The 20,746-nt window shown below is 50.9% G+C and carries 16 protein-coding genes; 2 read left to right on the top strand and 14 right to left on the bottom strand.

The genetic code is table 11. The annotated features are described in order from the left end of the window. Positions 1-43: 43 nt before the first annotated feature. The 8 genes from KJY73_RS06460 to KJY73_RS06425 form a co-directional block, all read right to left on the bottom strand. Positions 44-1,387: a sensor histidine kinase gene (locus KJY73_RS06460; RefSeq protein ID WP_214341636.1), complete on the bottom strand. Its 1,344-nt coding sequence runs from the start codon at positions 1,385-1,387 to the stop codon at positions 44-46. Further along, the gene (locus KJY73_RS06455; protein WP_214341633.1) at positions 1,371-2,732 is read right to left on the bottom strand and encodes a sigma-54-dependent transcriptional regulator; all 1,362 of its coding nucleotides are present in this window, start codon (positions 2,730-2,732) and stop codon (positions 1,371-1,373) included. The genes KJY73_RS06460 and KJY73_RS06455 overlap by 17 nt, the downstream gene beginning before the upstream one ends. A gap of 88 nt (positions 2,733-2,820) precedes the next feature. Next, positions 2,821-4,035, bottom strand: a complete 1,215-nt coding sequence (locus KJY73_RS06450; protein WP_214341630.1) for an ABC transporter permease — start codon at positions 4,033-4,035, stop codon at positions 2,821-2,823. Between the two features lie 2 nt (positions 4,036-4,037). Continuing rightward, positions 4,038-4,238 (bottom strand): hypothetical protein, encoded by a 201-nt coding sequence (locus KJY73_RS06445; RefSeq protein WP_214341621.1) that lies wholly within the window; start codon positions 4,236-4,238, stop codon positions 4,038-4,040. A gap of 12 nt (positions 4,239-4,250) precedes the next feature. Further along, on the bottom strand, positions 4,251-5,603 hold the full coding sequence (locus tag KJY73_RS06440; protein ID WP_214341618.1) for an ABC transporter permease: 1,353 nt from the start codon (positions 5,601-5,603) through the stop codon (positions 4,251-4,253). Between the two features lie 10 nt (positions 5,604-5,613). Beyond that, positions 5,614-6,315 (bottom strand): ABC transporter ATP-binding protein, encoded by a 702-nt coding sequence (locus KJY73_RS06435; RefSeq protein WP_214341615.1) that lies wholly within the window; start codon positions 6,313-6,315, stop codon positions 5,614-5,616. An 11-nt stretch (positions 6,316-6,326) separates the two neighbouring features. Continuing rightward, positions 6,327-7,598, bottom strand: a complete 1,272-nt coding sequence (locus KJY73_RS06430; protein ID WP_214341612.1) for an efflux RND transporter periplasmic adaptor subunit — start codon at positions 7,596-7,598, stop codon at positions 6,327-6,329. A 293-nt stretch (positions 7,599-7,891) separates the two neighbouring features. Then, the gene (locus KJY73_RS06425) at positions 7,892-8,920 is read right to left on the bottom strand and encodes a hypothetical protein (protein ID WP_214341609.1); all 1,029 of its coding nucleotides are present in this window, start codon (positions 8,918-8,920) and stop codon (positions 7,892-7,894) included. A 204-nt stretch (positions 8,921-9,124) separates the two neighbouring features. On the opposite strand from KJY73_RS06425, the gene KJY73_RS06420 reads away from it, so the two are divergent. Beyond that, on the top strand, positions 9,125-10,162 hold the full coding sequence (locus KJY73_RS06420) for an oxidoreductase (protein WP_214341607.1): 1,038 nt from the start codon (positions 9,125-9,127) through the stop codon (positions 10,160-10,162). Here the strand turns inward: KJY73_RS06420 and KJY73_RS06415 are convergent. From KJY73_RS06415 to KJY73_RS06405, 3 genes are read right to left on the bottom strand one after another with little or no spacing between them, the layout of a single operon-like run. Continuing rightward, on the bottom strand, positions 10,152-10,766 hold the full coding sequence (locus KJY73_RS06415; RefSeq protein ID WP_214341597.1) for a DUF6058 family natural product biosynthesis protein: 615 nt from the start codon (positions 10,764-10,766) through the stop codon (positions 10,152-10,154). The two genes, KJY73_RS06420 and KJY73_RS06415, sit on opposite strands and share 11 nt — an antisense overlap. Further along, positions 10,763-11,119 (bottom strand): antibiotic biosynthesis monooxygenase family protein, encoded by a 357-nt coding sequence (locus tag KJY73_RS06410; RefSeq protein ID WP_214341595.1) that lies wholly within the window; start codon positions 11,117-11,119, stop codon positions 10,763-10,765. The genes KJY73_RS06415 and KJY73_RS06410 overlap by 4 nt, the downstream gene beginning before the upstream one ends. Before the next feature lie 4 nt (positions 11,120-11,123). Beyond that, the gene (locus KJY73_RS06405) at positions 11,124-11,462 is read right to left on the bottom strand and encodes an NIPSNAP family protein (protein ID WP_214341594.1); all 339 of its coding nucleotides are present in this window, start codon (positions 11,460-11,462) and stop codon (positions 11,124-11,126) included. 72 nt (positions 11,463-11,534) lie between these two features. Here KJY73_RS06405 and KJY73_RS06400 point away from each other — a divergent pair, with 72 nt between their 5' ends. Continuing rightward, complete coding sequence (locus tag KJY73_RS06400; RefSeq protein ID WP_232848409.1) at positions 11,535-12,266, top strand: ArsR/SmtB family transcription factor; 732 nt, start codon at positions 11,535-11,537, stop codon at positions 12,264-12,266. On the opposite strand, the gene KJY73_RS06395 is transcribed toward KJY73_RS06400, so the two are convergent. The 3 genes from KJY73_RS06395 to KJY73_RS06385 all read right to left on the bottom strand — a co-directional run bounded on the left by KJY73_RS06395 (position 12,222) and on the right by KJY73_RS06385 (position 20,660). Beyond that, entirely contained in the window at positions 12,222-16,256 is a 4,035-nt protein-coding gene (locus KJY73_RS06395; RefSeq protein WP_214341591.1) for a hypothetical protein, read from the bottom strand. The genes KJY73_RS06400 and KJY73_RS06395 overlap by 45 nt on opposite strands. A gap of 265 nt (positions 16,257-16,521) precedes the next feature. Beyond that, the gene (locus KJY73_RS06390; RefSeq protein ID WP_214341588.1) at positions 16,522-19,620 is read right to left on the bottom strand and encodes an efflux RND transporter permease subunit; all 3,099 of its coding nucleotides are present in this window, start codon (positions 19,618-19,620) and stop codon (positions 16,522-16,524) included. 5 nt (positions 19,621-19,625) lie between these two features. Beyond that, positions 19,626-20,660 carry an efflux RND transporter periplasmic adaptor subunit gene (locus tag KJY73_RS06385; protein WP_232848408.1) on the bottom strand — a complete coding sequence of 345 codons (1,035 nt, stop codon included), beginning with the start codon at positions 20,658-20,660 and terminating at the stop codon, positions 19,626-19,628. Positions 20,661-20,746: the final 86 nt, after the last annotated feature.

Here is a 20,746-nt window from a genome sequence, read left to right as displayed (position 1 = left end):
AGGCCGGGCAGTTTGCCCAACTTAAAAATGACAGACAAAGGCTTTAGTTTTGCCTGTCATTGACCTGCGCAGCGCTGCGAACAGGTAGGGTAAAAGAAACGCACAAGCCACCATGATCACGATTGTATAAACGCAATTTACCCTGATGCGCGCTGATAATTTCATTACATAAAGTCAGCCCTATGCCGCTGCCAGTGGATTTGGTGGTGTAAAAAGGCAAAAGCGCCTGACTAAGCTGAGATTCAGTCATGCCAGCACCTCTGTCATACACCATAAAGCTCAGATGCTGGCCATGCTGGCGCAGTTCAAAGCCAACTTCCTGTGCATCAGATCCTGACTCCTGGGCATTCTTGACCAGGTTTACCATCACCTGCTCAATCTGCGCCGGGTCAAACCAGGCGTGCTGGCTGACAGAATCAAGCTCTCCTTGAATAGCAAACAACGTACATAAATGCTGAAAGAATTCACTTATCACTACCTCCCGCTTGCTGGGCGGTGGTAAGCGTGAATAGTTACTATAGCGCTCAATAAACTGATGCAAATGGGCACTGCGACGGCTGATGGTATCCAGGATCTCTTCGAGCATGGCGAGATGCTCAGGCTGCTGCAGTATAGCGCGGGCTGATTTAGTTAAAGATTGAATAGGCGCCAGGGAGTTATTCAGTTCGTGACTAATCAAACGGATCAGACGCTTCCACATTTCGTTTTCTTTGCGCGACATCTCTCGACTGAGGTTTTGGTAAAGATACAACTGATGAGACTTGCCGTGCAGGTGGAAGGGCTGGCAATGCAATTGGTAAACCTGCGTTAAATCGTCCTGTACATAGCTGACCAAACCGCTTTGACACTCTCTTGATGCCGAAGCCAAAGCCGTCGGTAAACGTTCAACTAATTCGGTAAAACGCCAACCTTCCAGCTTGCTACTTAGGCCAAACAGCTCTCGGCTAGCGGTGTTGGAAAAAACCACATATTGTTTGTCCGTCAATACCATGGCTAACGGCGCGTGCTGGATCACCTTATCCAGCAACAACTCTCGCTGATTCAAGGTCATGCGTTCCGCGCGCAACACCTGGGTAAGCTGATTGTAGGCATCCACCAGCTCAAGCATTTCGAGGTAGCGCTGATTATGAATACTGATACTGAAATCTGCATCCTTAAGGGCCAGTAAGCCGTGTTTAATTGCCAGCGCACTGCGGCTAAAGGGCGACAGCAACCATTTTAGCCAGACCGCTAGCACCACCACAGCCACAGCACCACTCAATACCAGTTGCCAGGCAGAGTGACCTGTCTTTACCTGCCATACCAGCAGCCACACTACCCCCGCCAAATAAGGCAATAGGCCTAAAAGCAGACGACGATAGAGGGACTTGTTAGTTATCCAGTTCAAACTTTTTCAACCTGCGATACAGCGCACTACGACTCAGGCCCAAACTTCTGGCGGCATCAGCAATCACACCACCGGCTTCTTCAATAGCCTGGCTGATATCCTCTGCACTTGGTTCCGGCACTGGCGTACCGCCTTCAGCAGACAAAACGGCAGCCTTAACCACCTCGGCAGGTAAACCTAAGTCAGCCACCTTCACCAGTTGGTCTTGGCACAACAACGAAGCCCGCTGCATAACATTTTTTAATTGGCGGATATTCCCCGGCCACTCGTACTGACCCAGCACCTGCTCAGCACAGGGTGCCAATTGCAGTTTGTCGCCAAGAAAATACCTGGCCAAAGGCAAAATATCTGCCCGGCGCTGGTTTAAGGCCGGTAAGGCCAGCTCAATCACATTCAGACGATAGTAGAGATCTTCACGAAAACTGCCGGCAGCAATGGCGGCCTTCAAATCGCTATTCGTGGCACTGATGATCCGTACTTTGACTTTGAGGGTATCACTGCCACCAATACGCTCAAATTCGCCGGTTTCCAGCACTCTGAGCAGTTTAGCCTGACCGTCCAGAGACAGATTACCTATTTCATCCAGAAACAGCGTGCCACCGTCGGCCAGTTCAAAACGTCCCGTGCGTCTTTTGCTGATACCTGTATAGGCACCGGCTTCCGCACCAAACAGCTCGGCTTCCACCAGGTCTTTAGGTAAAGCGCCGACGTTGACCTTTATAAAAGGGCCATGCTTACAACTGGAATTGGCCTGCACGATTTCTGCGATTTTTTCCTTTCCCGCACCATTGGGGCCGGTGATCAATACCGACACATCGGCATGCGCAACCTGTGTCGTGATGCGTAGCAGGTCATACATGGACTGACTTTGAAACTGCAGACCACAAAGATCAAACTCGTTTTCCAGTTGCCGTCTCTTCGACTGCGAGTAACCACGTTGCTCACGTTGTGCGCGCTGTAAAGCACCCAGCTTGAGTAGATTGCGCACCGTGACCATCAACTTGTCATCGTCCCAGGGTTTACCCAAGTAGTCGGCAGCACCGGCCTTAACCAACTCTACCGCTGTTTCCAGAGCGGTCCAGGCGGTAATAAGGATGATCGGCAGGTCAGGATGCATCTCACGGATCTGGTGGAACAGACTGATACCTTCTTGCCCCGAGGTGGTATCTGCACTGAAATTCATATCCTGAATAACCAGATCAATATCGCCATCAGCTAGTTTTTCCAGACCTTGTGCAGGACTTAAGGCCTGCTCGCTGGCCATACCGTTGATGGTAAATAACACCCTGAGCGCCTGGCCAATATCCGGGTTGTCATCAATTATCAGAATTTTCGGTGTTGTCATCTTATACCTTGGCCCTGTCCAGGCAGGGCCCTATTTTTGTTAATGGTCAGTTTGTTGTCTTAATTGAGCAGTAGTGCAGACCGGCAACTTAATTGCCTCGGGTAACAATAGCCGGTGAAATCTGCGCAGCCTTGCGAGCCGGTAGCCAGGTGGCAATGGCATTAATGGCCCACATACCCAGAACGATCAAGCCAATCACGCCCATGTTCAGATAATTTTCCTCATCCCGCTCTGACAGTTCAAACATCAGATACAAGGTCACCAGTAAACCCAACAGGCAGCCAAACAGAGTAACCAGGGCATTCTCAGTCAAAAAGTAGCGGATAATATCAGATTTACGCGCGCCCAAAGCCCGGCGGGTACCGATCTGCTTACGCCGCTGATTAACCTGAAAAGACGTCAAACCGGCAATACCCAACGCGGTTATCAGCATCAGTACGGCACTGATCACCAGATTAATCATGGCACGACTGCCGCGTCCATCATACATGCGCTTTTGTACCCGGGTAAGCAATTCACTGGCACCAACGTAACGGCCCTGTTCCTGATAAAACAGGCTGACAATCTCTTCGATCATGGCTGCGCCTTTGCCAGCGTCGACTCTAATCAAGTACTCGGGTTCGTTTTCCTGACTCCACAACAGCTGAGGACGTATCAGGCTATGATAGGACAAGCCACGGCCATTTAAATTTTCCCCCGTCATCATATTGGAATACACGCCGACCACCTGCACTGGGTCACCGCCTTTACTGAGCCACAAGGTTTTTCCTACCGCACTTTGCCCAGCAAACAGCGCCTTGGCTAAATCCGCGCTTATCATCACCGAGGCAGCGCGCTGACCGCTTGCCGCTCCCTCAATGACCTCATCGTTAACGGACAACCAGCGGCCGTCTAGCAGTGTCAACTCGAGCACATCAAACAGACTGGTTTCAGCTTCGACCAGAGCAGTTTGCATGGGCGCGGCGTTTTCATCCTGGCTAGTAAACACGTTGAGCACGTTTTCAGCCCGAAAAGGCACCGCATAGGTGCGAGCTATCGCTTCCACACCTGGCTGCGCCGAAAGACGTTGCAAATCTCTTTGCATGGCCGCCCCCAGATCCTGACTGTCATCGTAAAAATCGGCATTGATGCGGATAATATTGTCATGCGGGATGCCGGAAGGCATGTTCCAGGCTCGCAAGGTGACTAATGTGGTCAAAATAGCGCTGGACAGCACGGCCATCGTTAGCGCCACCTGCAAAGCTATCAATATAGTCATGAATTTATTCTGTTTAAGACTGAGCAAAATAGGTCGAATTTCCATTATCAGGCTCCTAATAATGGGAGCAGCCACAGGGCCTGCTCCTTAATGGGGTATGCAGCAACAGACAGGCTATCCAGTACCGCCAAATTCAGGCGTGCAAGCAGATTGCTTTGCCATAACCATTCAAATGCAGCCGCCAGTAAAATGAAAAGCAGCGAGAGCAAACCTAAGTCTTGCTGCCAGTCAGAGAAAGGCTTATCCATCGCCATTATTCCTTATTGAGATTTCAAGTAGCCGGCAACCGGCTGACTGCACAAACGCCAGATGGGATAAATGCTAATTAGCAAGGCACACAGCACACTAATCAGAAAAGCTTGTGCAGCCAGCGACCAATCGAGCTGGAAAAAAGGCACCACATCTTCAAATCTGGCATTGTAATCCGATGCCCACAAACGAATCTGAACCATAGCCTTTAAACCCAGTTGGGCAATGCCTAACCCCAGCACGGCGCTGCACAAACCTAAAATAACGACTTCCAAGGTATGCTGCAGGATAATTGCGCTTTTTCTGGCTCCTAGCGCTCGGCGCACACTGACCTCTTTACTTCGGCGTACAAACTTGGCAAGCAAAATGCCGATAGCGTTAAGCAGACATACCGCATAAAACAGCAAGGCCATAATCACCGAACTCTGCTCTCCGTAATTCGCATTGAGAAAATCCATCTGCTCCACCACATTCAATACAAAAGTGTGAACCTCACGGGGGAATCGACCATAGGCTTTCTGCTCGTTGATATAAGCATTAAGCTTTTCCTGATACATTCCTCTGTCTGCCTCGGGCAACTCGGCCCAAAATGCCAGCCAGCCGCATTCCGATGTTTTCAGGATATCCAGATCCTGAGAAGTAAAGCGTGAGCTCTGTGGCTGGTCGGCTTCCCAGCAATCAAAGCGGGTGTCACGGATAAAATTCTGGTTCAGGGCGTACTGCACCGGCACAAAGAAATCATGCGGGTACCCCTGATAAAAGCCACGGTCGTAAAGGCGCCAGCTTAAATGCCAACTGTCCATTACCCCCACAACTGTCACCGGCTTATTGTTGAGCAGAAAGCTTTTGCCCACGCTATTAATACCGCCGAACAACTTTTCATTCATGGTTTTGCCCAGCACCACCTGATTGTCACCGCCGTCGGCGTCAAGCCGCCAGCCGCTGCCGTACAAGAAAGGGGGTTCAAACATGGCGAAGAAATCTGCGGTAGTGGCTGCACCGCGAGATTGCATGGGACGAACATCACCATCGGCAAAACTTAAGGTTGCCCAGGTACGCATCACATAGGTTTGACGGGTAGCGGGCATATCCAGGTTGTACAGATTTACCGCATCACGGTATGTGGTATCCGGCATGCTAATCGCCCGGTCAATCTTATCGGCACTCAGTTCACGATTATCCATCTGAATCAGAAACAACGAGCTGGCCTTATCGCCGTGGGGAATATCCGAGCCGTTTTGAGCACTAGTGTAAAACGTAATAAACAGCCCCAGCCCCACTGACATGGCAAGCAGTACCAACACCGTCAGGCCGGGCCTGTCCTTAAGACTTCTGAGCGCCAGAGAAAAGTTATAAGCAAACATGAGGCAACTCCTAAGCGCGTTTAACCAGCGCTTCGCTGGGGTCTTGATTAACGTCGCTGACCTGGCCATCAAAGATCTGGATGTTGCGCCCAGCCCGGCGGGCCAGCTCATCATCATGAGTTACCATCACTATGGTGGTACCTTGCTGATTGATCTTTTCAAGCAGCTCCATGACCTGACGGGCCATTTGCGAGTCCAGATTGCCGGTCGGTTCATCGGCCAACAGAAAACGCGGCTCACCGGCAATAGCCCTGGCAATGGCCACACGCTGCTGTTGCCCGCCCGATAGTTGTGTGGGCAGATGCTTCATACGAGAGCCCAAGCCCACCAGCTCCAGCGCCTCTTCGATTCGGCGCTTACGCTCTTTTGCGCTCAGGCCGCGATAACGCAGAGGGACATCCACGTTGTCGTATAAAGGCAGGTCAGGAAGTAAATTAAAGCTTTGAAAAATAAAACCAATCTTTTGGTTTCTTAAATCAGACAGGGCGTTATCCGACAAGCCTCTGACATTTTCACCATCGAGGAAGTAATCCCCTTCCTCAAAGGTTTCCAGCAGCCCGGCCAGATTTAAAAAGGTGGTTTTGCCTGAGCCAGACGGACCGGTAACAGAAACAAACTCGCCAGCTTTGATATGCAGGTCAACCTTACGTAATGCGTGGGTTTCCACCAAATCGGTACGAAAAATTTTACTGACACCTTGCATTTTTAACATGTTGTTTTTCCTTAATTGGCCAGATAAATCTGTTGTTGCTGATTAAATTCTTCGAGGCTTGAGATAATGATCTCATCGCCGGGTTTGAGGCCGGACAAGACTTCGACTTCGGCCAGGCTACGCGCACCAATTTCGATGGCATGGCGCAGCGCCACATTGCCGTTAACTACATAGGTCACCCGGCCGCCACCAGACTCCAAAAAGGCACCGCGACGCACTTTCACCACATTCTGACGGGACTCAATCAGGATCCGGGCACTGACTCGTTGGTTCTGGCGCAGGTTGTCGATGTTGTCGCCGACAAAACGAATACGCCCGACCACCTGACCGTTATTCACTTCCGGGGAAATGGCTACCACCTCGCCGGCAAATTGCTGGCCGTTGAGGCCTATTTCACTGGCAAGGCCCACGCCTAAGTCGTCGGCATAATTCTCCGGAATCGCCACTTCCACTTCAAAGGCACTTAAGTCAATCAGGGTAATCAAGGGGCTATTGGCCGCTACGCTGTCTTTTTCACGGACATTGACGCTACCGATAATGCCCGACGCCGGAGCCAGCAGTTGCAGCTCATCCACCTGACGTTTGAGGTTGTCCACTACATATTGCTGACGAGCCAGCTGCGACTCTTTGCCTTTGAGCTCGAATTCCATGCTTTCCTTGTCCAGCTCAAATTGTTGCTGGGCATGCTTATGCGCTAGCTCGGCCTTTTTAAACTCAGCGACTTTTTCTTCGAACTCACGTTGACTGATCAAGGCATCGCGAATACTGATCTCCGCTCTGTGCTTGTTGACCTGGGCAGCTTCCATATTGACCGTGGATACCTCAATGGCCTGACGGTTGTTGAGAATTTCGCTCTTCATTTGGATTTGATAGCGCCCTACCTCAATGCTTAGCTGTTCAAGCACCGCCAGTTCCTGTGCATAGTTGTTATCCAGCTCAGGGCTATCAACACTGGCCAGCAACTGACCTTGCTCAACCTTATCGCCGGCTTTGATAAACAGCGAAACAATGCCTCCAGAGCGGGCATATAAGGTTGGGCTATTGGAGGCGACAATTCGTCCCTGTACCGCGATATCACGTTGCATATCGCCCTGCTCCACCACCGCAAAACGGACCCGCTCCCGGGCGATAGTCATATCCGCACCAAACAGGCTGCTCAGCGCCGGGGCGGTAACCACTAATGTGCCAACACAGATAAGCAATACGCCCCCGGCAATAAGCCAACTGCGTTTAAGGCCTTTGGGTTGAATCATTCTGTCTTGTCCTGAGGTGTCTCTTAGCATCTTATTCTGCGCTCCTGCCGCTACCGCAGCTCGGTCTGATCTTTATCTTGTAAAGCAGCTTATATGCCAAAACATATCCATATGTTTTTATTGAAATTTTTAGAATAGACACCGTGTGCGAACAGCAACGAACAGGGTGCGAACACTGACCGGACAGCTGAGTTCAAAGGAAAAGGGCGTAACGCGATAAGGAGGTTTGAATAAATACTAACGAGTTGACTGGCTCAATAAAAAAGCAGGCCGATGTTTTTCCCATTCGGCCTGCATGACGTACATTGTGATTTACCCAGCCCCTAATGCCCAAAGGCCGGAGAGATGCACTTTTTCACTTCAAAGGAGAAACCAAGCGGAGCGTTAGGCTGCTGAATAACCTGCAAAATTTCATAGTCATTCAGTTCCACTACCCGGGCACCGTCATCCAGTTGGCAACGAGAAAAGCTGTCTGACTCGAAAAAGTACACAAAATTAGCCACCGCCAGGCGGGTAAAGCTGCGGTAATCACAACTACTCACGCTGCAGGAAATCAGCTTATCACCCGACTTGATATGCAAACCGAAACTGGTACTGCTGTTCTCTTCGGGCTCAGCAGGTATGGACGCTGCAGGGACATCGGTAGACACATTATTGCCACCAGGCTTGGACGCATTTTCAGCCGGAGTCTCAGCGCTCTGCTCTTTGATAAAGTCAGCAAAATTACTCATCAGACTGGAGGACATCTGACGGCTCTCGGTAAACTGACTGGAGTCCTGCACGGCTTCCATCAGGTTGACCAGCACCACAGTCGACAACAGCAACCTCACCAAGGTGGTACTAATGGGGTAACGGCACTGGCTAAACAGCCGCATGCCTTTTTCACCAAAGGGCTTGGCCAGTAAGATGGCTATCAAATATATGGGTAGCAGAACCTGAAACAGTAGCAACATGACTAAGCTGACACTGATGGCCCAGGTTGGAAACAGCAATAAAATAGCAAAGTTATGGCTGTAACTAAGGTTATGTGCTGCCACACCTGTGACATCATTCACCAGCCCCGCTGCACCGGCTACGGCAAAATTAGCAATGGCGGCATAAAACAGCAGAATCAAAGCCCTGCCTGCCAAGGATTCCCACCAACGCACAAATTTAGGCCAAAACTCCAGCATTAAAGCTATACCAGTAGGCAGTGCCACCATCCAGCCTTGATGGTATGGCAGTATCACCAGAGCCAGCAGGTATAGCTTCTGACTTAAGGTTAGCCAGTTCCAGCGACGTGACAGGGTCTGCCAGAACGATGTAAGTACCTTTGGTTTGTCCTGCTTAAGCAAATTCACCGCATCTTCCATTTTTGGGTCCGTTTGAGTCGCTGTTGGCTGAGGGGCATGAAGTCTACTGTAATCAAGATGTTAAGAAAATACTGTGGCTAAACACGGCATGCGTCTTTTATTATCCTTTGGGTCGAGTTGCCAGCCCGCGTTTTGGCCCGTTTCACACTTGGCAGTAAGTCTTCTCCCTGTTTTAATAACCTTTTGCTCAGAACTATTATCCCTATGTCAAACCCCATTCGTACCGCGGTTATCGGCTTTGGCTTGTCTGCCAGGGTATTCCACTTACCCTTTATCCAAGCATTAGCAGGCTTTCGCCTTTCAGCCATCAGTTCTTCTCAATTTGAAGCGGTGCGGGAGGCCTATCCGGGCATAGTTTGTTTTAGTGACGCCAAGCAACTGATTGATCAGGCGGACTGCGATCTGGTGGTCATTACTGCCCCCAACCAGGCACACTTTGCCCTCGCCCACTACGCATTGTCACAAGGCAAACATGTGCTGGTTGAAAAGCCACTAACGGTCACTAGTCAGGAAGCTCGGCAACTTATTGAATTGGCAAAACGCACAGGTAAAGTGCTGGCACCCTTTCACAATCGGCGCTGGGATGGTGACTTTTTAACCGTCAAACAGCTTATGCAGCAAGGGCAGCTTGGTGAGATAAAACTGTTTGAATCCCACTTTGACCGCTTCCGCCCCGTTCCCCAGCAGCGCTGGCGGGAAGATGCCCAAATTGGCTCAGGGATCCTGTATGACCTGGGGCCGCATCTTATCGATCAAGCGCTCGCGCTGTTCGGGCCGCCAGAGGCGATAACGGCCAGGGTTTTGGCAATGCGACCGGATGCTCAGGCGGTAGACTATTTCCACTTGCAACTGCATTACCCTGATAAGGAAGTTGTTTTGCATGCCGATCCCTATCAGGCCGGCCCCAATCCAAGGTTCAAGGTGCAAGGTGATAAAGCGACCTATATAAAGTTCGGCCTGGATCCTCAGGAGGAGCGGCTGCGAGCAGGCATATTACCAATTGAAAGTGACTGGGCCGGGGAAACTGCGCAGCAATTCGGTACTTTGTATTTGCCAAACGAAAGCAAAGTTATTGCAACCCAAATGGGGGGATACCAGCATTTATTCATTAATATTGCCGATGCCATCAACAATAACGCGCCGTTACAAGTAAATGCAGAACAAGCCTTGATGGGCATAGAAATCATGGAATCAGCCCTGCAAAGCCAGTTACAGGGCCGAACTCTGGCTTTTAGGTCGTAAATTCAGGGTGTAAGTATTTTTGCCTGGAACTACCTGGATATTCATGTTCAGGAAAAGGTGCACAAGCCTTATCCAGCAGCACTTTGGCATGTTGTAGACGCTCACTGTCTGGCAGGTCGATATTAGCACTTAGCTCTTCAATCACGGCGATAGCCAGTTCTTTGTCGACAATTTCAGCTATCCGGCCGGTTTGAGTACAAAGTCCATAGGTTCCCTGTAAAAAATGTTGCCACTCCTGCTGAATATGCGCATCCAACCCATGGTTAAAGCGACGGTCAGTGGTAATAACGCCTAGCACATTCAAGGCTTGCAGCCGCTTTTTATATTGCGCCTTAAAGTGGCCAAAAGCAGCCTCTGCGTTGTTGTACTCCCTCAGTAGCCTAAGCCAGTCCGCTGTCGCAATGGCATAGTAACGAACTTGCCTGTGCTGCTGATGTTCGGCCAGTACCGAACGGCAATTGAGGCTAAAACTGACATAATATGATGGCTGGGGTGCCATCCGTTCTGCTTGCCATTGTTGCAGTTGTAGTAACGTACATTCTGCCGCAGTCAGCAATTGTTCTTCGCTAAGAAAACGGCTTTGCAAATAATCCTGAATATTCACGGCCTTTCTCCACTATGCCAGCGCTGGCTGTCAGTAGGGGCCTGCTCGCGTTCGTGTAACCCATAATCACGTTCAACCTTAGCGACGCGCAACCGATAATCGGTAAATAACGCATCCCGCCCTAATTGCTGGGCATACCGATGCGAAGCCAAATTACGCCAAGCCGTCAGGGATTTTTCATCACGCCAGAAAGACAGCGACAAATAGCGCCCAGGGCAACTTAGACTTTCAAAGCGTTCAACACTGATAAAGCCCTCTATCCGGGCAAGTTCGTCTTTTAGACTTTGCGCCATTTGCAGATAGTTGCTGAGCTTTTCAGGCGCCGGTTCAAGTTCAAAGATAACAGCGTACATCTGCCTATCCTTTTAACGCGACAGTGCGCAGATAACTGTGTGGCTCCGCCGCCAGAAAGGTCCGGTACTCCTCAAGAATAAATCCTTCGCGGCGGGCAAAGGCAAAATTCTCCTTTGCCTTTACATCCTCACTCAAACGCCGACGATAAGCTTCGTACTCGGCCAGGCTGGTAAAACTCACGAGCCCCCAGCCTTCACAGTTGGTTCCTTCATGGGGCAGAAAATACCCCAGCAGGTCGCCGCCGCAGGCGGGAATAATTTGCGCCCAGTTCTCAGCGTAACGGCGAAACAGCTCTAGCTTGGCCGGGTCGAGCTTATAGCGAATAAAACAGGTCAGGGTCATGGCTTGTCTCCTTGGTGAATTTGCGGCAGTCTAACGGGCTACGTGACCTGATGCTTCGACGGCCATCGAACTATGCACACTCTGACGCCTTCTCTTCCCCAGATTGCCGCCCTGATTGGTGAACCCGCCCGGGCCAGCATGTTGACAGCATTAATGGCAGGTAAGGCACTCACTGCCACCGAACTTGCCCTGGAAGCCGATATCAGCACTCAGACCGCCAGCAGCCATTTGGCCAAACTACTTAATGCAGGCCTGTTACAGGTACTAAAACAAGGACGACATAAGTATTTTCGTTTACACAGTGCTGAAGTGGCTGCTTTATTGGAGAGTTTGCTGAACCTGTCAGCCAGCCTGACACCGCTGAATGTCAGCACCGGCCCACAAGATCCGGCTCTGCGCTTCGCCAGAGTCTGCTATGACCACCTGGCCGGAGAACTGGGCGTGAGACTCTATGCCGGACTGCTGACAGAGGGCTTGATTACGGAGGTGGACACGCAGGCCAGCCTGACCGAGAAAGGCGTTGGCTTTTTTGAAGGAAAAGGCTGCGATGTCGAGCGCCTTAGGCGGAGCAAACGCCCTTTATGTCGGGCCTGTCTGGATTGGAGTGAACGCACCCATCACCTGGCCGGCAGTCTTGGGGCTTGGTTATTGGCCGATCTATTCAGCAAAGGCTGGGCAAAAAGCCAGCCGGATTCCCGCGTTGTTGTAATCAGCGCCAAAAACTTAGTAGCCGTTGAGCGCCATTACCCTGTATTCCCTTTAGCTGCCAACATTACTGCGGATAAAGTTAACACTGCCAAGTAGATTACCCACCAAACCTAACAGCCCCATCAATGAAGAAATCACCATATATAGCGAGTTACCGGAGAAAACCCCGAGTGCAACCAACAAGGTGACCGCCAGCAGAGTGATGGGAACCCGATAGCTATGCCAGTTACCGATATTTCCCTGAAAAATCATATTTTTAAGGTTATCTACCGTTTCTGCATGGCGGACGAAATAGGCAAAACTCTGATTGGCAATACGGATGCGACCATGTCTGACAATAACCAAACCGTTGGCGGCAAGTTGCTCCAGTACCACTATATTTGACGGGTTAACCCGCCGACCATTCGCCAAATAATAAAGCGCCAGTTTTTCAGACGGGCTACAAGCGCTCCACCAAAAGCGAAATAGTGCTTCAGCCTTCAATATTATCCGGTGCAAACTGTTCCACTCTGCTGCCGTTTTGCCCTCATCAGCCAGAGTAATCCAACGCAAATCATGTCGTACCTTGGCCAGATCGGGTTTGGCTTCGAACAATTCTTTGTATACAAATTGCAACATGGGCATCGCCAATACTTCCTTGGCAACCAATTCTGCATCAAGATGAGCAGTCGATGAGTCCTGAGTTCTTACACTGAAATCTTTCAGGCAATCAGCCCATGCCATGTACTCATTGTTGGTCATGCGCTCGCCTTGTCGCCCACCAGGTAAATTCTCTGTGGCATTGACCTTGCGCAGGCAATGGTAGTCACAATACAGATTCAACTTGCTTAGTTTCTTCTGCTGGCGAAGTGATTTAAGTTGGTTAAGCAGCAATAGCAGGTTGTCTCTGGCTGATTTATCTTCAAGCGCATACTCAAGATTAAACAAACTAACGCTGAACATAGTCTGGGAGCATTTCACTTCGATACGCACACCACAAAAACTGCCGCACGACTGCCCGGACAGTTGTGGGCACAGATCGATGAGGTTATGTATCAGGCTCCCCACCTGCTTTTCTTGACGATACAGCTGAAACTGCGTGTCCAGGTCCTCACCTCGTTGATATACGGAACGAAGGAGAATACACAAGGCAGAGTCAGGGCTGTGATATTTGGATTGCCTAACCTGCTGGTGCAGGCGATTTAAGTGACGCAGCATATTCAGGCTTCCAAACAATCGCACGTAAAGTACCCCGCGATTGAAGAATATCCAGGCACTACAAAGCAGCAACAACCCCAAACTGACAAGCAATACATTCCACCAGGGTACGGCCAGTCGCCGGACAACCTGATTGTCCTTATCTTCATCCTTGGCACCAGACACACCCAGAATGTAGCGGCTCAACCATTCATCCACCTGGGTGAGCTGAGTAAAATAGCCAAACGACAAAATGTCTTTGGGGCGCTTAGCTGAGGGCTGTTTGTCAGATATCAATGCGTCCGTCGTGCCGACCTGGCTTAGCTGAGTGGCAGAATAGAACTGATTACGCATATTCACTGACAGTTCCGCCTGTGCATGTTGTCTGGATTTAAGCAACTCAGCATAGTACCAACTGAGCGCACGCTCAGAAGCTTTGCCAATATGATTGAGATAGGCGGTTAGCATGAAGCTGGTAAAGATCACCAGCACAGTCAAGCCAATGAAACCTTTCCAGGCCACAATACACCCGGCCAGTCTTTGACTATGTTTTGATTCGTCAACTAACCGCCAATAATGCCAACTCCCCCAGAGCATACTGACCAGGCTAAACAACAGCGGTCCAAACCAGGTGATTAAAATAAAGGACGAATCATGCAGTATCAGGGCCGTTGCGCACCAATAGCCGGTCAGTACAGAAGCGATAAACACCGAGGTAAACAAAACCAGCTTTCGCCTGTCGATAAGCAGCGGGATGTTCAGTTTTGTCTTAAGCCATCCTGTATCCATAAGGCGTCTAAGCGCAGCGATGGTCAGATAGACCAACAGACAACCGCCGACCAAAATCAGAAAATTAACCCAGAACAAATTGGTCAGAAAATTATCCAGCGCATCACTGGGCACAAAGGCCACCAGTGCCCAAGGCGCAATGGGAGTGGCAATATGTACAAACCAGCCAGGAAAACCATGATAGTTAGCTTCCAGTGCACGAATAGTTGCCGATTGGGGGGCCTGCTCACGACTGTCTCGCTCTGCACGCAGTGAAAAACGCAACACATCGGTATCCTGATCTGAGGCATCTAAGCGCTCAGTCAGAACATGGCGAGGCTCGTCATGAAATAACATATCGCCGCTACGCCTATCGACCAGCATCAGAACGGTATCCTGGCGTGCGAGGGGATCTGCCAATGAAAACAATTCAACCGACGGCAGCAGAATATCTGCCACTATCTCATAGAAGCGCCCTCCCACGGTCAGCGACAAGCCCAGGGTAGTACCCAGCGTGCCATCTTCAATATTGCGCAGCCGCTGAATATAAAATTGCTGGTCGGCTATCTCATCGGTTTGCCAGCCTTTTCCTTGTCGTACGACTTTAAAGTAATCCCGTTTAGATAGGTCAGAAAACTTTGCACTGCCGTGACGTTCATACGAAGATACCCGCGGGCCTATTTGCTTACCGTCTGCGCCTACCAGGGAAACCTGCAAAATTTTGGCTTCCAGCTTGGTATCTGTGACCACCAGTCTGGGGTACGAACAGAGGCAACCTCCTTGCTTGGCACAACTTTCCGTGCCGGACTCCTTCTCGTCCTTTTTTATACCAGGCGCAAACACAGTCCAGATAGGTAAGCTGTCCTTATTGCCTTCACTGTCACATAAGCGGGTGATAAGGACTGGTGGCTGGCCCGACTTATACAAATGCGCCTTGACGGCCTTGCGTAGCTCATCTTCGGTGAGTTTTGCCCCCAGCATGTCCTGTTCAATCACATACTTATAAAACTCAGTCACATCCCTAAGCTCAGTGAATATGCTTTTGAGTTCACTGTCCAACTGCTGTTTGTTTTTTTGCAACAAGGCAAAAGCACGTTCAGCCTTATCACTTTTTTCCAACTGCATTTGTGCATAAGCAAGGGTCAATGACACCAGCGCAGCAAATAATAGATAACTGCTGTACATGGTCAGCCGGTAAAAAAACTCATCCACCGTTTGATGCACGGATAACAAATACAAACGCAACAACGCCCAGACAAATACCAGGCTGATCACACCAATCAGCCATTGTCCCCAGGTCCAACGCTTACTGTCTTTGCTGGAGAGCTTTTCGGCTGGCAAGACGCCGACCAGTGTCAAGATCTGGTCATTAATCAGGAAAGGATAAAAATACAGTCGATAGGCACCAGGATTAATTTTGATATCGAGAAAATGACTGAATCCCGGCAGTGGTACTTCGTTAGGCAAACTGTGCTGGCTCGCCTTTCCTTCATTACTAATCAGTTGCAACCAGTCGCGGTTCAACTCCACGGCAATCTGCTTGCTAAATTCATCGACATTGACAATGGACAGTGCCTGGCTACTGTGGGTACTGGCCACCACCGCATTGTTTTTGTCGATCAACAGCAATTCATTGAATTCCTGTTTATCCAATGAAATCAGGTCGCTGAAATCGATCAACAAACATCCTTTTTTTGCTTCACCCTCTCTTTGCTTAGACTCTATTTCTTTTATTGCCCTGAGTTCGACCTGATTCCGCCTCAGTTTTAAAGTATCAGATAAGGCGACACTGCGCGTTGGGGTATTGTCGGTTTTATCTTCGATGTCTGATATGGCGCAGTCTTGCAGGATGGCGGAGGGAAACAGGGATTTTATCTTATTGATTTTACTTTGGTTGGCGGACTCAAACTCTTTATTATCCCAGCTCGCCAATATATCAAGTTGCTCCAGTTTTTGATCAAATCGCAGCGCGACATTGGCCAGTTCACGAAAATAATTGCGGTTAAGCGCCTGCGCCTGCCCTTGAATATAATCGTAATAGACATAGCCCAACATACCGACCACTATGATCAGTACAGGTAACCAAAGCGGCAGTCTTATGGGTTTTCGGCTGGATGATGCTGATTCTGCGGCCTGACTCATCTTGTTTACTCATTGCGTTGCTCTTCCCTGGCAACACAACGCAAGAATGCCAACCTCCGGACAGAGAATCTGTTTCTCCTTTGGCAGCTACAACCCGGCTTCTCCCACCTGTCAGTCAATAGTGTAGTTCAACAACAGTTAACTTACTGAGAAACTTAACGAATTGGCGCTGCTGTTAACGCACTTTTGATGAGATAGAAACTAACCTAAAAACAGTAGCAACGATGGGGACGCCAGGCAGCGCTGCTGCCTGGCGAGTTTAAGATTAATGCTCCAATGCTTCTACAGCATCAAGTTCGCGTTCCAGTCGCAGGCTTTCATCCGCCCGCGGTTTGGTAAAGCGGGCCAGAGCCAGGTACAACACCGGGGTTAAATACAAGGTAAACACCACCGCCAGCCCCAGGCCACCAAATACCACCCAGCCGATGGCATTACGCGCTTCGGCCCCTGCACCTACCGAGAGGATCAGTGGCAAACCGCCCAGAATGGTGGAGAACAGAGTCATGGCAATGGGGCGCAGACGGATCACTGCCGCCTTTTCCACTGCTTCACGTACGCTCAAGCCCTTGTCACGCAACTGGTCGGCAAACTCCACCAGTAAAATGGAGTTTTTTGCCAACAGACCAATTAGCATCACCAGGCCTATCTGCGAGTAGATATTGATGGACGTACCGGTTAAAAACAGGGCCAGCAGCGCCGCAGCAATACCGAAAGGTACCGTCAGCATCACCACTATGGCACTGTTGACGCTTTCAAATTGCGCCGCCAATACCAGCAAAACAATCACAAAAGCCAGCACATAAGTGAGCACCACCTCGTTGGCGGTTTCCTCAAAAGTCAGCGCCTCGCCCTTAAACACCAAGGCAATATTGCTTGGCAGGCTTTGCTCGGCCAGGCCTCTGAGTTTTTCCACCGCCTCACTCATGGCCATGTCTGCGGGCAGTTCCATATCCAGACCAATAGCACGGCGCTGGGCATGACGTTCAAGCTCCGCTGCCACCCCTTCCTCACTGATACTGGCAAGACTGGATAAGGGCACCAATTGACCACTGCGCGAGCCCACATACAGGTTTGATAAGTCACTGGGGTCATTGATGGTGTGATTCTGTGCCTGCAGCATAATAGGAATGGATTGGTCACCCACATTTAAGTCCGCCACATCGTCGCCATTAATGGCGCTGCGCAAAGTGGTGGAAATATCCGACAAAGACACACCCAGCTCTTCGGCCCGGCGTCTGTCAATATTCACCCTAAGCTGTGGCTGGGTGGGTTTATAGGAAATATTCACCTTACCCACATCCGGCATGCTTTGCTCTATGACCTTGGCAAAATCCAGTGCAGCCGAATAAATGCTTGTGTAATTTTCACCTGTAAGGGCCAGTTCAATGCCGCCGCCCTGGCCACGTAAATTCAGGCTGTTGGAACCAAAAGCACGCCCTGGCGCACCGGGATTCTGACCAAGAGGGCCACGAATTTCGTTAATAATATCCTGCTGACTGTGGCTACGCTCACTCCAGTCTTTAAGGGGCACGGTAATAAATACGATATTGGGATCCCACTGCCCCACAACCGTATAGATAGAGTCAATATCCCCAGCATCCACATAAGGCAGCAGCACTTCTTCCATGGCCCTGGCTTGTCTGTCCATAAAATTAAGGCCAACGCCGTCTGGACCTCGGGCAAAAATACGTATCTTGCCCCTGTCTTCACTGGGTAATAGTTCATTCTCCAAATGCTGATACAAGGCACTGGCGGCCCCGGCGGCCAGGATACAAGCAAAGAAGGTTAGCCAGGCGTGCTCAAGCACCCATTGCAAACTGCGGCTGTAGCCATTGAGCAAACGCTGGCCTATACCGGTAAACAGATGACTGCCGCCATTTTTCACCGGCAATCTGGCCGTTAATGCCGGTACCAGGGACAGTGCCACAAAAGACGAAATGATCACCGCGCCAGCCAGCACCCCACCAAACTCGCGGAACAGTCTCCCGGCCGTTGACGGTAAAAACGCAATAGGCACGAATACCGCGGCCAGCACCGCGGTCGTGGCCACCACCGCAAAGAACACCTCGCGGCTACCAATCACCGCGGCGGCGCGGGCACCCAACCCCATACCACGGCGACGCTGAATATTTTCCGATACCACAATGGCATCATCGACAATAAGCCCGGTCGCCAGTACCAAGGCTAATAGGGTCAATATATTCACGGAGAAACCCAGAGCCCAGATAATGGCCAGCGACCCGACCAAAGCCACCGGAATCGACAAGGCCGGCACAATAGTGGCGCGCCATGAACCGATAAACACCCACAAAGTGGCAATAACCAGCAAAATGGTCAGCCCCAGTGAGGTGATAACTTCTTCAACCGAGCCCCGGATAAACTGTGCATCATCCGAGGTGATCTGAAACTTAAGCTCGGGAAACCGCACTTCCAGGCGTTTCACCATGGCCAGCACTTCGTCTGAGATCTCTATGGTATTGGAGCGGGCCTGACGAATAATCTCTAAGCCGATAACCGGCTTGCCGTCCAGGCGCACAAAGCTCTGCGCATCCGCCGGGCCAAAATACACAGAGGCAATATCACCGATACGGGTATCGCCGCGCACTACTATATCTTCCACCTGTTCGGCGGTCACCGACGTGGCATCGGCACGTACAATCAAGGTTTGGTCGGTGGAGCGCAGGCTACCTGCCGGCACATCAAAGGGGGCCTGGCGCAGCACCGCGGCTACATCAGGTACGGTCAGACCAAAACTGGTCAAACGCAATGGGTCAATCATAACCCTGAGTACCCGTTCACGGTCACCGTTAAGGCGCACATCGGCCACCCCGGGAATACTTAAGAACAGCGGCGCCAGGTCGGTTTCAACCCGCTCGGTCAGTGCTTCAAGTTCAAGTTTGTCGCTGGATACCGCCAGACTCACCACGGATTCTGCGTCGTTATCTGCCTTGATAATAGACAAACGCTCGACATCATCGGGCAGCTGGCGCTGCACCCGGCTGACCGCTTCGCGTGTCTCGTTGGCGGCGTTATCCAAATCGATCCCAGGACGAAACTCCACCATCACCCTGGCGTTGCCTTCCTCGGAATTGGCACGAATGCTTTTTACCCCGCTAACCCGGGCCACCGCGCCTTCCAAACGACTGGTGACTTCGGTATCTACGGTTTCCGGTGAACCACCAGGGAAATTGGCGGTAACGGTTACAATAGGCCGGTCAACGTCTGGCAGTTCTCGCACTTCAACACCATTGATGGCGGCAAAACCAGCAATAATGATCAGCAGGTTGAGCACCACAATCAGAACCGGGCGGCGAATGGATAGCGAAGGCAGATCGCTGGTTTGTAAGTATTGTTTGAAACTCATGCTGCTTACCCGTTGGCGATAGTGACGGCCTGGCCTTCACGCAAACTCTGGATCCCTTCGGTAATCAGTTGCTCATCCTCTCCCAAGGCACCAGATACCAGCAAGCGGCCTTTCAGACGCTGCTTAATCTGCACTTCAACACGCTTAGCTTTGCCATCTCTGGCCACCCACACATAAGCGCCGTTAGCTCCCCAGGCCAGCGCCACTTCGGGTACCACGGCATGCTTGTCACCTTGCATATTCAGCTCAACGCGAAAACTCATGCCAGGGCGGTAAACATCGTTGTGATTATCAATAATGGCGCGTACCGCCAGGGTACGACTGGTGGTATCGATGCGCGAATCCAGTTCAGCAATCTGGGCTTGAATCTCAGTACCCTGACTTTGCCAGGGCTTGAGGGTTAACTTGGCACCGGCCTGCAGCATATCAAGAGCCGCTTCAGGGGCGCGAAAATTTACATAGAGCTGTTTTCGACTATCTATGCTGGTAATAGCGGTTTGCAGATTAATTCGGTCGCCGACTTCCACCTCGGTGAGACCCACTACCCCATCAAATGGCGCCAGTACCGAGCGGTCCTGCAACTCCACTTTGGCTTCTTCCAATTGGACTTTGGCCAGATCGCGCTGGGTTACCGCATCATCCAACTGGCTTTGCGCAATAGCGCCACGCTTGCGGCTGTCGGTTAATCGTTCTACGGTGCGCTCAGCATCGGCCAATAAAATGGTGGCCCTTTCAACAGCCACTTTTTGGCGCCTAGCGTCCAGCTCTAACAGCACTTGCCCTTTGCTGACCCTGTCACCGGGTTTAAAATGCACGGCTACCACCCGGTCTGCCGCCGCCGGATACAACACCACAGAGTGCAGTGCCTCGGCTGTCCCTACCGCTTCAACCCGACTGGTTTCATGTTCAAACTGAAGGTCAGTGGCCAAGACTCTGGCTGCCCTTGGGCCACCGGGCGCGCCTTGCGCAATCACAGAACTGGAATAGCTGGCCAGCACCAGCAAACACCCGCATACCGCCGCAGGCATGGAAAGCTTCATGAAATATCCTTGATTCGTAGTTATCTGCCCACGTTAGTACGCAAGCTGCTTATATTTGGATTCAATCGGGAACGGACTATAAAGCA

This window comes from Bowmanella yangjiangensis (genome assembly GCF_018531185.1).
Classification (GTDB): Bacteria; Pseudomonadota; Gammaproteobacteria; order Enterobacterales; family Alteromonadaceae; genus Bowmanella; species Bowmanella yangjiangensis.
The sequence above is the reverse complement of the archived record's forward strand: the minus strand, read 5'-3'. Positions and strand labels throughout refer to the sequence as shown.

Coding starts and splice junctions, on each gene's coding strand:
- KJY73_RS06445 (WP_214341621.1), bottom strand. CDS start 4,238: ATGGATAAGCCTTTCTCTGACTGGCAGCAAGACTTAGGTTTGCTCTCG.
- KJY73_RS06440 (WP_214341618.1), bottom strand. CDS start 5,603: ATGTTTGCTTATAACTTTTCTCTGGCGCTCAGAAGTCTTAAGGACAGG.
- KJY73_RS06455 (WP_214341633.1), bottom strand. CDS start 2,732: ATGACAACACCGAAAATTCTGATAATTGATGACAACCCGGATATTGGC.
- KJY73_RS06410 (WP_214341595.1), bottom strand. CDS start 11,119: ATGTACGCTGTTATCTTTGAACTTGAACCGGCGCCTGAAAAGCTCAGC.
- KJY73_RS06385 (WP_232848408.1), bottom strand. CDS start 20,660: ATGAAGCTTTCCATGCCTGCGGCGGTATGCGGGTGTTTGCTGGTGCTG.
- KJY73_RS06395 (WP_214341591.1), bottom strand. CDS start 16,256: ATGAGTCAGGCCGCAGAATCAGCATCATCCAGCCGAAAACCCATAAGA.
- KJY73_RS06425 (WP_214341609.1), bottom strand. CDS start 8,920: ATGGAAGATGCGGTGAATTTGCTTAAGCAGGACAAACCAAAGGTACTT.
- KJY73_RS06430 (WP_214341612.1), bottom strand. CDS start 7,598: ATGCTAAGAGACACCTCAGGACAAGACAGAATGATTCAACCCAAAGGC.
- KJY73_RS06450 (WP_214341630.1), bottom strand. CDS start 4,035: ATGGAAATTCGACCTATTTTGCTCAGTCTTAAACAGAATAAATTCATG.
- KJY73_RS06405 (WP_214341594.1), bottom strand. CDS start 11,462: ATGACCCTGACCTGTTTTATTCGCTATAAGCTCGACCCGGCCAAGCTA.
- KJY73_RS06420 (WP_214341607.1), top strand. CDS start 9,125: ATGTCAAACCCCATTCGTACCGCGGTTATCGGCTTTGGCTTGTCTGCC.
- KJY73_RS06400 (WP_232848409.1), top strand. CDS start 11,535: ATGCACACTCTGACGCCTTCTCTTCCCCAGATTGCCGCCCTGATTGGT.
- KJY73_RS06390 (WP_214341588.1), bottom strand. CDS start 19,620: ATGAGTTTCAAACAATACTTACAAACCAGCGATCTGCCTTCGCTATCC.
- KJY73_RS06435 (WP_214341615.1), bottom strand. CDS start 6,315: ATGTTAAAAATGCAAGGTGTCAGTAAAATTTTTCGTACCGATTTGGTG.